The following is a 12114-nucleotide window of genomic DNA, read 5'->3' on the forward strand; positions in this document are numbered from 1 at the left end:
GTGCGAGGCTCGGTCCAGGCCGACCGGCCGCGGGACCGGGCGGCCTGCGGTGAGGCGGGGCCCACTGTGGGGCGCGGCACCCCGGGCATGACCAGCCCAGCGCCCAGCGCGGCGAGCCGCAACGCCCCGACGAGGACGCCGACGACGGCGAACTGTGCGACCACGGGGACACCGAGGGCGGCGGCACCGGCGCCCAGCACCGAGCCGCCGACCGCGCCGAGGGAGAACGCGGCATGGAAGTGCGGGATGACCGCGCGTCCGAACGCCTGCTCGATGCGCGCGGACTCGACGTTCATCGGGAGGTTCAGCAGCGCTCCGCCGATCCCGTTCAGGACGGTCCCGGCCCCGAAAACCGGCAGCGAACCGAGCGCAGGCCCGACCCCCATCAGCGTGAAGCCAGCGGTCATCACCACCGAGCCGGCGGCGAACATCCTCGCGCTGCCCACCCGGCCCAGGGCCAGGGGGGCGGTGAAGACGGTCACCAACGCGCCGATCGACCCGACCAGGAGGACGACGCCCAGTTCGGCGGCGCCGAGGTGGAGGTCGTCGCGGACGCCGGGGACGCGGGCGAGCCAGGAGAAGGAGATCACGCCGCTCAACGAGAACGCTGCGAGGAGCATGTGGCGGGCACGGTGACGGGCGAGCGGGGCCGGGGATGGCCGGAACACAACAGACTCCAACGGGACGGTACGACGAGCGGTTGTCCCGTCCGCGGGTGTCGGGCTCGCTGCGACAGCGGACATGCGTCGCCGGCGGTCAGCAGGGCTGGACCGCGGCATCGGGGATACCCCTATCCCATCAACCGCGGGGGCGGTCCGTCAAGCCGGCGACGGCCGTGCTCGAGGACGTTGAATCGTTGATATAGTTCAGCTATCAACTACTTGTGAGAGAAGCCTCCATGCCCACGCAGACCGTGCTCGAGCCGCTCGCCGCCCAGAGCATCTTCACCGATATGCACACCGCGTACCAGTTCACCGACGAGCCCGTCTCCGACGAGGACCTCGCCCGCATCTACGACCTCGCGAAGTTCACCCCGACGGCCCTGAACAGCCAGCCGCTGCGGATCACCTTCGTCCGCACCGAGGCCGCCAAGGCGCGCCTCCTGCCGCTGCTCGCCGAGGGCAACCGGGCGAAGTCCGCCTCCGCGCCCGTGGTGGCGATCCTCGCCGCCGACACCGACTTCCACGAGCACCTCCCCGTGGTCAGCCCGCAGGCGGCCGGCGCGCGAGAGCGCTTCGGCGCCAACGCCGAGCAGCGCAGCGCGATGGCCACGAACAACGCCTGGCTGCAGGCCGGCGGCCTCATCCTCGCCGTCCGCGCCGCGGGGCTGGACGCCGGTCCCATGGGCGGCATGGACACGGCGGCGATCGACGAGGAGTTCCACCCTGGTACCGCGCTGCGCACCTTCATGGTCGTGAACATCGGCCACGTCGCCCAGGACGGCACCTTCCCGCGGAATCCGCGGCTCGGCTTCGACCAGGCGGTCACGCTCGCCTGACCCGTGCGATCAGCCGGCCGGGTGATCGACCGCAGCCACCACGGCGGCGATCCCGACCGGGTGGCCGACCGGACGGAAGTGGCCGGTCAGCCGGAGCCGCACGTTGCGCGCCCCTTCCAGCTCGCTGCCCTCGGGGACGTGCTCGTCGAAGCGACTCGCGATCGAGGTGATCCGTGCGTTCACCGCACCGGGGCGACCCAGCGTGGCCAGCGTCGGGTGACCGGGCACCAGCGGGCGCAGGCTGCGCAACGGCAGCAGGTGCGAGCGGCGCGAGCCGTGGAACGGCGTGCAGACCGCGACCAGCGACCCGATCCGGTGGCCGTCGTCCGCCATCAGGGCGAGCTTCCCGACCAACCCGCCCTTGCTGTGCCCCACGACCACGACGTCGCGCAGGTCGCGTTCGGCGACCAGCCGCAGCAGCGCGTGCGCACCGGTCGCGATCGGCGCCCGGTTGCGCCCCAGCGCGGGGATGACGTGCACCGCGTGACCGGCGCGGTGCAGCCCCACGATCAGCGGCCGCAGGAAGCGCCAGTCCTCGTAGACGCCGGGGACGACGACGACCGGGCGGCCGTCCGCGCCGTCGGGGGCGGTGGCGTAGCGCTCCGGCGTCGCCGGCGCGCCGATCCCGGCCACCCACAGCAGGGCTGCCCACAGATAGTCCTGCACCCACCAGATCGCCCGCACCCCTCCATCCTGCCCTGCCGACGCGGCCCGTCGACCGCGTGAGGTGATCCCGCCGCGCCGCGCGCCGCCTGCATCCACACGTCCCGCACAGCCGGTCGAGTGGCCCGAGCCGCCGCCGTCGGGTAGGAACGTCACCGTGGAGGTACTCAGCGAGCTCCTGCGCAGGGCCCTCGCCGCGCACCCGGCGCCCGGCCTGCGGGCCTCGGCGACCATCGGCGCCGTCGCGCTGGCCGCCGTCCTGGTGGCATGGCCACTGGTCCGGCTGCTGGTGACGGTCTGCCACGAGGCGGGCCACGCGGTGGTCGCCGTGCTCGCCGGACGCCGGCTCAGCGGCATCCGCGTCCACTCCGACACCTCCGGCCTGACCGTGAGCCGGGGCCGCCCCCGTGGTCCCGGCATGGTGGCGACGCTGCTGGCGGGGTACCCGGCCGCCGCGGTCCTCGGCCTGGGCGCGGCCTGGCTGGCCGGAGCCGGTCACGCGGTCGGCGTGCTCTGGCTGATCGTGCTGCTGCTCGCCGTGATGCTGCTGCAGCTGCGAAACCTCTACGGCGCCGCCGTCGTCCTCGCCACCGGCGTGCTGGTCGGTGTCGTGTCCTGGTACGCGAGCCCGGCCGTCGCGGGCTGGCTGGCGAACGGCATCGCGTGGATGCTGCTGCTCGCCGCGCCCCGTCCGGTGGTCGAGCTGCTGCTGCGGCATTCGCCGGGCTCGGACGCCGCGCAGCTCGCCGCCCTCACCCGCGTGCCCCGGGCGGTGTGGGCACTGCTCTGGCTGGCCCTGACGCTCGGTGCGCTCGGGCTCGGTGCGACCTGGCTGCTGCCCGGGGCGTGGCCGGGTCCTTCCTGACCGGTGGCTCAGGATCCGCTTGTACTCTGGTCGCCATGACCGACCCGGTGGCCGACCTCGCGCGGCGGCGCAACGACCTCCCGTTGCCGGTCGACACCTCGGTGCCGCTGCCCCGGCGGATCCTCAGCTCCCGGTGGACGTGGGCGGTGGTGGCGCTGACCATCTTGTTCGTCGTCGCCCTGGTCGCGCAGTACCGGATGCTGACCGCCGACACCCCGGTCACCGGTGGCGTGGTGGAGGGGATCAACCCCTCCGCGATCCGGACCGGTTTCTGGATGGCCCTCCCGACGCTCGCCTTCTGGACGGTCGTGTTCGTGTGGGCGGACCGGTACCGTCCGCAACGCCTGGTGGTCTGGTACCTCGCGCTGGGCTGGGGGATCGCGATCGCCACCTTCCTGGCCATCAACGCGAACACGTGGGCGGCCCAGCAGTTGGCGGTCGCGGGCAACGGCGACCCCACGACCAGCGCTCGCGCCGCGATCTTCGTGGCCCCGTTCGTCGAGGAGGCGGCCAAGGCGTCGGTGCTGTTCCTGATCGCGATCGTCGCGCGCTACCGGCTCACCTCGCAGGTCTCGGTGGTGGTCCTCGCCGGACTGTCCGCGGCAGGCTTCGCCTTCACCGAGAACATCATCTACTACGCGCGCGCCATCGTGTACGCGTCGGAGAACATCGGCGTCGGGGACGCCAGCGCCGCCGTCAGCCAGCTGGTCTGGCTGCGGGGCTTCTGGACCTGCTTCGGCCACCCGATGTTCACGATGATGACCGGCATCGGGGTCGCCGTCGCGCTGCGCACCCGGAGCAAGGTGGTCAGGGTGCTCGCGCCCGTCGCCGGGTACGGCGCGGCGGCGCTGCTGCACATGGTCTTCAACTCCCAGGTCAGCCTGAACAGCGAGGAGGGCCAGCGGGTCCTGTACGTGCTGGTCGCACTCCCGCTGCTGCTCACCCTCGTCCTCTACGTGGTGCGGCAGGTGCTGAAGCAGGGACGCGTGCTCGCCGCCCGGCTGGGCGACTACGCCCAGCTCGGCTGGCTTCCCGAGAGCGATCCGCTCGTCTTCGCCCGGCAGCGGTCCCGGTCGTGGGCCGTGCTGGTCGCGGCCACCCGCGGCTGGAACGTCCTGCTCGCGACCGTCCGCCTGCAGCGGATCCTCACCGAGCTGGCCTATCTGCGGGACGGTCAGGTGCGCGGCATCTACGACGAGGCGGCCACCGTCCGCGCCCGAGCGCTGGTCGAACAGGCCAAGGGCCTGCGCGGGCTGGCCATCGACGACCCCAGAGGCCTCAGGCTGAGCCTCCCGCGGCTGCGCAGGCAGCGGCCGCTCGCCTATGTCCCGCCGTCCTACCCCGGCCCGGCGGGGATCGGCGGCAACTGGCCAGCACCGGTGGGTCAGCCGCCGATAGGATCACCTGGTTACTCGGCCGTCGACCCGACCTGGGGGCCGCCCAAGGGGTAGGAGGGACGCATGGGAGGAGAGATCCTGACCGCGTCCCTCACTCGGCTGCGCGACGCCCTCGCCGGCGTGCGTCTCCCGCTCCAGCTGCCCGGCTCGGACGCGGCCCTCGCCCGCGCCAGGGCCGACGTCGCCCAACTCGACGACTACGTGCTGCCCCGGCTCGCGAGGCTCGACGCGCCCCTGCTCGCCGTGATCGGCGGGTCGACCGGGGCGGGGAAGTCGACGCTGGTGAACTCGCTGCTGGGCCGGGTGGTCACCGCCCCCGGTGTGATCCGTCCGACGACCCGGTCGCCGGTGCTCGTCCATCACCCCGAGGACGCGGCCTGGTTCGGTTCGGACGCGATCCTGCCCGGTCTGGCCCGTGGCAGCGGGCCCAGCAACGACGCCAGGACGCTGCACCTGGTCCCGGAGCCGACGCTGCCGCGCGGGCTGGCCGTCCTCGACGCACCCGATGTCGACTCGGTGGTCGCGGAGAACCGCGCCCTGGCCGCCCAACTGCTCGGCGCCGCCGACCTGTGGCTGTTCGTGACGACCGCGGCCCGCTACGCCGACGCCGTCCCGTGGGACTACCTGCGCGCGGCCGCGGACCGGCACGCCGTCGTCGCCGTGGTGCTCGACCGCGTCCCCCCGGCGGCGATGGACGAGGTCCCGGTCCACCTGGGCCAGATGATGGGCCAGCGTGGCCTGGGCCGCTCGCCGCTGTTCGCCGTCCCCGAGACCGAGATGGACGCGGACGGCCTGCTGCCCGACGCGGCCGTCGCCCCGATCCGGGACTGGCTCGGCAGCCTGGCCGCCGATGCGGTCAGCCGCAACGAGGTGGTCATGCAGACGCTGGCCGGCGCGATCGGGTCGATCGCCGCCGGCGCTCCGGTGGTGGCCGGGGCCGTCACCGATCAGGTGCTGGGTCTCGAGACGCTGCGGGCGGACGCGGAGTCCTCCTTCGCCGAGGCCGTCCGGTCGGTCGCCGTCCAGAGCGCCGACGGGACGCTGCTGCGCGGGGAGGTGCTGGCCCGGTGGCAGGACTTCGTCGGCACCGGCGAGTTCTTCCGTGCGGTCGAGCAGAGGATCGGGTGGCTGCGCGATCGGCTGGTCGCCTTCGTGAAGGGCGAGCCGCAGCAGGCTGAGGACGTCAAGCTGGCGGTGACCTCGGGCATGGAGGTCCTGATCCGCGAGGAGGGTGAGGCCGCGGCCCGAAGGGTCGAGTCGGCCTGGCAGGCCCATCCCGCGGGACGGCAGGTCCTCGCCTCCGCCGGCACCCAGGCCCTCTCCCGCGCGTCGGCCGACTACCCGTCGGCGGTGTCGAGGACCATCCGCGAGTGGCAGGGCGATGTTCTCGAGCTCGTGGCCGGGGAGGGCGCAGCCAAGAAGTCAGCGGCCCGGTTCTGGGCGCTCGGCGTCAACGGGGTCGGGGTCGCCCTGATGATCCTCGTCTTCAGCCAGACGGGCGGCCTGGTCGGGGCGGAGATCGGGGTGGCCGGCGGCACGGCCGTCCTCGCCCAGCGGGTGCTGGAGGCGGTCTTCGGTGAGGACGCGGTCCGCCGCCTCGCCAAGCGCGCCAAGGCCGACCTGGACGCCCGCGTGGAGGCGTTGATGGCCGTCGAACTCAGTCGCTACCTCGACGCCCTCGACGCGGTCGACGTGCGCCCGGAGCAGGCTGGTGCGGTGCTGGCGGCAGCGCAGGAGGTCGCCGAAGCGCGGCTCGAGGACCTGCCCCCGCCCGCGCCCGAGCCCCGGGAGACCGAGTGAGCGCCGCCGACACCTCGCTGGCCGGCCGGGTCCGCGCGCTCGCCGCAGCCGTGCAGGCGGCCGACGGGCGAAGCGACGCGAAGGTCGTGACCGACGCCCGCGCGGTGGTCGAGCGGGCAGGGGAGCGGGTGGCCTTCAGCGGCGGCTGGACCGTGGTGGCCCTGGCCGGCGCCACGGGCTCCGGGAAGTCGAGCCTGTTCAACGCCGTCACCGGAACCGAGCTGGCGCGGGTGGCGGTGCGGCGTCCCACCACGGCGAAGCCGATGGCGGTCAGCTGGGGCACCGAGCTGCCCCACGAACTGCTGGACTGGTTGGACGTCACCGGCAGGCACCTCGTCCCCTCCGGCCCGCACGAGCTGTCCGACCTGGTCCTGCTCGACCTGCCGGACCACGACTCGACCGAGGTGTCGCACCGACTGGCCGTCGACCGGATCGTCCAGCTGGTCGACGCCCTGATCTGGGTGGTGGACCCCCAGAAGTACGCCGACGCCGCGCTGCACGAGGGCTACCTGCGACGGCTCGCGCCCTACGCCGAGGTGATGATGGTGGTGCTGAACCAGGCGGACCGGCTCGCCCCCGAGGCGCTCGACACGTGCCTGAGCGACCTGCGCCGACTGCTCGACGCGGAGGGCCTGGGAGCCACTCCGATCATGGCGGTGTCCGCGCTGCACGGCAGCGGGATCCCGGAGCTGCGCGAGGCGCTCGCCAGGACTGTCGCGAACAAGCAGGCGATGACGCGTCGGTTGTCGGCGGACGTGACGGTCGCGGCGGGGGCACTCGCTGCCGACCTCGGCACGGCGGCCGTGCCGGATCTGGACGAGCGGCTGCAGCGACAGGTCGTGGGCGCCCTCGGCGCCGCTGCAGGCGTCCCGGTCGTGGTGGACGGCGTGCGGAGAGCGTGGCGCAAGCGCGGCACGGCGGCTACCGGCTGGCCGTTCGTGACCTGGCTGCAGCGGCTGCGTCCCGACCCGTTGAAGAGGCTGCGGCTCGACCTCACCCCGGGCGACCACAGCCCGACCGACGTCAACCGCACGTCCCTGCCGAAGGCGTCTGCCGTCCAGCGGGCCCGGGCCGACCAGGGGCTGCGCGAACTGGCCGACCGGGCGAGCGCCGGCCTGCCTCGCGGGTGGGCGACCTCGGTGCGGGATGCGGCGGATGGCCGCAGGTCCGTGCTGCTGGACCGTCTCGACGTGGCGATCGCGGGCACCGAACTCGAGGTCCGGAAGGGCACCTGGTGGTGGCGCCTGTTCGGCCTGCTCCAGTGGCTGCTGATCGCCGCCGTGCTGGCGGGTGCGGGGTGGCTGCTTGCGAACCCGTTGCTCCTCGGACTCGGGGCGCCCCCACTGCCGAGCGTGCGGTGGTACGGCATCCCGGCCGGGACGTGGCTGCTGGTCGGAGGCGTCCTCGCCGGCCTGCTGCTGGGTGTGCTGGGCCGCGCACTGGTCGAGGTCGGCGCCAACGCCCACGCCGCCCACGCCCGGCGACGCCTGGAGGAGTCCGTGCGCACGGTCGTCGCGGAGGAGGTGTTCGAGCCTGTCGACGCCGAACTGGCGCGGTACCGCCTCGCCCGTGAACGGGTCGCGGAAGCAACACGGTCGTAGTTCATTGAACGACGGACTCCGGTTGTCCACAGGGCACGGGTTTTCCACAGCTCGCGCAGCTCGCTGAGCGGTCCGCGTCCCCGCTGCCGAAGATGACCGGCGAGGACGAGAGGAAAGGAGTCCGTCGATGGACGCAGAAGTCTGGATCACCGGCAACGTCGGCAGCGAGGTCGTGGTGCGGGAGTTCTCCGACGGGGGCGTGGTCGCCACGTTCCGGCTGGCCTGCACACCGAGGCTGTGGCGCAACGGCGAGTGGGGTGACGACAGGACGACCTGGCTGCAGGTCGCCTGCAACCGGGCCCTGGCGCAGAACGTGAAGTCCAGCCTCGGCAAGGGCGATCCGGTGATCGTGGTCGGCCGGCTGCGCACCGACCGCTGGACCGACGACCAGGGCGTCCAGCGTGAGCGGATCAAGCTCCAGGCGCAGTCGGTCGGTCACGACCTGTCCCGCGGCACTTCGGTCTTCCGGAGGTCGGCGCGACCGGCGGCCGGGGAGGACAACGAGGTGAGCGTGACCGAGCTGGTCGCCGACATCGGGGAGGACGAACCCGATGAGGAGGGCGTGACCAGCGCGGCGTGAGGCGGGAGCCGTCGGGCATTCCCGAGGTCCGTCGAGCGCCGCCACAACGACAAGCTCGGTGGTTGCTCCCAGCCGGCATCTCAGGGACGAGTTCTGTCGCGATCCGGGGCGTGCGGCAGGCGGCGCTTGATCGTCGGTGGTCGAACCTGTCCAGGGCGTCGACGACGGGCCGGTGCAAGGGCTTCGACAAGCTCGATCGGCCGCCGGAGGGGTTGATCAGCGAGTGCCCACCGGGGCGGGCCCGGCTCAGCCGCGGGTGAGCCTGCGGTGGGCGGTCCGGTGCGGACGGGCGGCCTCGACGCCGAGCCGGGTGACCTTGTTCTCCTCGTAGTCGGCGAAGTTGCCTTCGTACCAGAACCAGCTCGCGTCGTCGTCGTCCGTGCCCTCCCAGGCGAGGATGTGGGTGGCGACCCGGTCGAGGAACCAGCGGTCGTGGGAGATCACCACGGCGCAGCCGGGGAACTCGAGCAGGGCGTCCTCCAGAGACTGGAGGGTCTCGACGTCCAGATCGTTGGTCGGCTCGTCGAGCAGAAGGACGTTGCCGCCCATCTTCAGGGTGAGCGCGAGGTTGAGCCGGTTCCGCTCGCCGCCCGAGAGGACGCCGGCCAGCTTCTGCTGGTCGGGGCCCTTGAACCCGAAGGACGCGACGTAGGCGCGCGAGGGCATCTCGAAGCTGGCCACCTTGATGTGGTCGAGGCCGTCGGAGACGACCTCCCAGACGTTCTTGTCTGCGGCGATCCCGGAGCGATCCTGGTCGACGTAGGAGAACTTCACGGTGCCGCCGACCTTCAGCTCGCCGGAGTCGGGCTTCTCCTCGCCCACGATCATCTTGAACAGGGTGGTCTTGCCGACGCCGTTCGGCCCGATCACGCCGACGATGCCCGCACGGGGCAGCGTGAAGCTCAGGTTCTCGATCAGGACGCGGTCGCCGAAGCCCTTGGTGAGCCGGTTCGCCTCGAGCACGTCCGAACCCAGTCGCGGGCCCGGCGGGATGTTGATCTCGGCCAGGTCGACCTGGCGGTTGCGCTCCGCCTCGGCCGCGAGCTCCTCGTAGCGGGCCAGGCGGGCCTTGTTCTTGGCCTGGCGGGCCTTCGGGTTGGCGCGCACCCACTCCAGTTCCTTCTCCAGGATCCTGGCGCGCTTGGCGTCCTTCTTCCCCTCGATCGCCAGGCGGGAGCGCTTGGTCTCCAGGTAGGTGGAGTAGTTGCCCTCGTAGGGGTGCAGCTGGCCGCGGTCGATCTCGCAGATCCACTCCGCGACGTTGTCGAGGAAGTACCGGTCGTGGGTGACGGCGAGGACGGCACCGGGGTAGGTCTTGAGGTGCCCCTCCAGCCAGCTGACGCTCTCGGCGTCCAGGTGGTTGGTCGGCTCGTCGAGCAGAAGCAGGTCGGGTTGCTGCAGCAGGAGCTTGCACAGCGCCACCCTGCGCCGCTCGCCGCCGGACAGCACGTCGACGATCGCGTCGCCGGGCGGGCACTGCAGGGCGTCCATCGCCTGGTCGAGCTGGGAGTCGAGGTCCCAGGCCTGGCGATGGTCGAGCTCGGTCTGCAGCTCGCCCATCTCCGCCAGCAGCGCGTCGAAGTCGGCGTCCGGTTCGGCCATCGCCATCGAGATCTCGTTGAACCGGTCGAGCTTGGCCTTCGTGTCGGCCACGGCCTCGTGGACGTTCTCGAGCACCGTCCTTCCCTCGGTCAGCGGCGGCTCCTGCAGCAGGATGCCGACCGACTTGCCCTTGGCGAGCATCGCGTCGCCGTTGTCGGGCGTGATCAGGCCGGCCATCAGCTTGAGCATCGTCGACTTGCCCGCGCCGTTGGGGCCGACGACGCCGATCTTCGCGCCCTCGAAGAAGGAGAGCGTGACGTTGTCGAGAACGAGCTTCTCGCCCAGCTTCTTGCGGACGTTGTGCATCGTGAACACGAATTCGGGCATGGCGATCTTCCTGGCGCAGGTGTGGAGCGGCGGCCCAGTCTACGCCAGCGGGCCCGCGCTCCTGCCATCGCTGGTCAGCAGCTGCGCGAGGGTCATCGACCCGCGCCCGGCGAGATCGCGCAGCTGGAGCCGGCAGGAGAATCCGTCGGCGAGCAGGACGGCGTCGGGGCCGGCGGCTCGCACCGCAGGCAGGAGGTGGTTCTCCGCGACCGCGACCGAGGTCTCGTAGTGGCCGCGCTCGACGCCGAAGTTGCCGGCGAGGCCGCAGCAGCCGGCGACCGTGACCAGGTGGGCGCCGGTGCGCGCGAGGAGGCGGGCGTCGGCGTCCCAGCCGAGGACGGAGGAGTGGTGACAGTGCGGCTGGGCGACGACGGTCAGCCCGGACAGGTCGGGCGGCGTCCAGCCGGCGCGCTCGAGAACCTCGGCGAGCGTCCTGACCCCGGCCGCCACCTCGGCCACCCGGGGATCATCCACCAGGGCGGCCGCGTCGTCCCGCCACACCGCCGTGCAGGACGGCTCCAACCCGACGACCTGCGTGCCGGCGGCGACCAGGGGGTGCAGCACGTCCAGCGCGTTCCGCAGCAGCCGGGCAGCGTGCCCGCGCTGGCCGGTGGTGATCCACGGCAGCCCGCAGCAGGCCGTGCGGCGAACCACCTGCGGGGCGAAGCCCGCCGAGCGCAGCACGGTGAGCACCGCGCCGAGCCGACCGGCGTCCAGCGTGTCGGTGAAGGAGTCGACCCAGACGGCGACCGGCGCCGAGGACGGGTCCTGCGGCTGATCCTGCGCGGCGACCCCGCTGCGACGAGCCGCGCGGGAGGAGAAGGCCGGCAGCGACCGCCTGGCGTCCACACCGGCGAGCCGGCGGGCGGCCGCGCCGAGGGCCGGCATCGCCAGCGCGCCGTTCACGAGGCCGGACAGGCCGGGGACGGCGGTGATCACCCGGCCCCAGGTGGGCAGCCAGCCGAGCGCGTAGTGGCTGCGTGGCCGCGGCCGGCCGTGGTACGCCTCCGCCAGCACGCGTGACTTCATGGCCGCCACGTCGGTACCGGTCGGGCACTCGCTCGCGCAGGCCTTGCAGGCCAGACACAGGTCGAGGGCCTGGTGCACCTCCTCCGCGCGCCAGCCGCCCCGCACGAGGCGTCCGTCCACCATCTCCTGCAGGACCCGGGCCCGGCCACGCGTCGAGTCCTGCTCGCGACCGGTGGCCCGGTAGGACGGGCACATCACGCCGCCGGTGTCGGCCAGGCACCGCCCGACACCGGTGCAGCGGTGCACCCCGGCGGCGAAGCGCGCGTCCAACCGCGGGAGCGTCGAGCCTGCGGAGGCGGGCAGTCGCAGGTCGACGTCCAGCGGGCGAGGGTCGACCAGGACGCCCGGGTTCAGCAGGTTGTCCGGATCGAAGATGTGCTTGACTGCGGCGAACAGCGCCAGCGCCTGCGGCGAGTACATCCTGCCCAGGAGTTCGGAACGGGCGCGGCCGTCGCCGTGCTCGCCGGAGCACGACCCGCCGTAGCCGGCCGCCAGGTCGGCGGCGTCCTCGACGAACCGGCGGTACCCGGCGACGCCGGCCGGCGAGGACAGGTCGAAGTCGATCCGCACGTGCACGCAGCCCTCGCCGAAGTGCCCGTACGGGAGCCCGTGCAGACCGTGGGCGGCGAGCAGCGCGTCGAAGTCGCGCAGGTAGGCGCCGAGGACGCCGGGTGGCACCGCCGCGTCCTCCCAGCCGGCGTGCGCGGGTCTGGCCAGCCCGATCGCGGCGAGGCCGGCGCCGTCGGCCCGGA

General features: G+C 73.0%; 9 protein-coding genes and 1 pseudogene. 6 read left to right on the forward strand and 4 right to left on the reverse strand.

The window, feature by feature from the left end:
• A pseudogene (locus QM633_RS15205) lies at positions 1 to 620 on the reverse strand (hypothetical protein); the annotation flags it as partial.
• Between the two features lie 278 nt (positions 621 to 898).
• On the opposite strand from QM633_RS15205, the gene QM633_RS15210 reads away from it, so the two are divergent.
• Positions 899 to 1498, forward strand: coding sequence for a malonic semialdehyde reductase (locus QM633_RS15210; RefSeq protein ID WP_415154611.1), 600 nt, complete (start codon positions 899 to 901; stop codon positions 1496 to 1498).
• A 9-nt stretch (positions 1499 to 1507) separates the two neighbouring features.
• On the opposite strand, the gene QM633_RS15215 is transcribed toward QM633_RS15210, so the two are convergent.
• Entirely contained in the window at positions 1508 to 2182 is a 675-nt protein-coding gene (locus tag QM633_RS15215) for an esterase/lipase family protein (protein ID WP_415154612.1), read from the reverse strand.
• 136 nt (positions 2183 to 2318) lie between these two features.
• Here QM633_RS15215 and QM633_RS15220 point away from each other — a divergent pair, with 136 nt between their 5' ends.
• The 5 genes from QM633_RS15220 (at position 2319) to QM633_RS15240 (ending at position 8404) form a co-directional block, all read left to right on the forward strand.
• The gene (locus tag QM633_RS15220) at positions 2319 to 3026 is read left to right on the forward strand and encodes a M50 family metallopeptidase (RefSeq protein WP_415154613.1); all 708 of its coding nucleotides are present in this window, start codon (positions 2319 to 2321) and stop codon (positions 3024 to 3026) included.
• A gap of 35 nt (positions 3027 to 3061) precedes the next feature.
• Entirely contained in the window at positions 3062 to 4477 is a 1416-nt protein-coding gene (locus QM633_RS15225) for a PrsW family intramembrane metalloprotease (protein WP_415154614.1), read from the forward strand.
• Positions 4478 to 4486: 9 nt separating this feature from the next.
• The gene (locus QM633_RS15230; protein WP_415154615.1) at positions 4487 to 6223 is read left to right on the forward strand and encodes an ABC transporter; all 1737 of its coding nucleotides are present in this window, start codon (positions 4487 to 4489) and stop codon (positions 6221 to 6223) included.
• Positions 6220 to 7824: a GTPase gene (locus QM633_RS15235; RefSeq protein WP_415154616.1), complete on the forward strand. Its 1605-nt coding sequence runs from the start codon at positions 6220 to 6222 to the stop codon at positions 7822 to 7824. Before QM633_RS15230 ends, QM633_RS15235 begins: the two co-directional genes overlap by 4 nt.
• Before the next feature lie 127 nt (positions 7825 to 7951).
• Positions 7952 to 8404, forward strand: coding sequence for a single-stranded DNA-binding protein (locus QM633_RS15240; RefSeq protein WP_415154617.1), 453 nt, complete (start codon positions 7952 to 7954; stop codon positions 8402 to 8404).
• 246 nt (positions 8405 to 8650) lie between these two features.
• Here the strand turns inward: QM633_RS15240 and ettA are convergent, their stop codons facing one another.
• Both ettA and QM633_RS15250 read right to left on the reverse strand, forming a co-directional pair.
• On the reverse strand, positions 8651 to 10333 hold the full coding sequence (ettA, locus tag QM633_RS15245) for an energy-dependent translational throttle protein EttA (RefSeq protein ID WP_415154618.1): 1683 nt from the start codon (positions 10331 to 10333) through the stop codon (positions 8651 to 8653).
• Positions 10334 to 10372: 39 nt separating this feature from the next.
• Positions 10373 to 12114 (reverse strand): FAD-binding and (Fe-S)-binding domain-containing protein (locus tag QM633_RS15250; protein ID WP_415154619.1); only part of this gene is annotated, 1742 nt, incomplete at its 5' end.

Origin of the sequence: Propionicimonas sp. (assembly GCF_047606205.1) — a bacterium.
Classification (GTDB): domain Bacteria; phylum Actinomycetota; class Actinomycetes; order Propionibacteriales; family Propionibacteriaceae; genus Propionicimonas.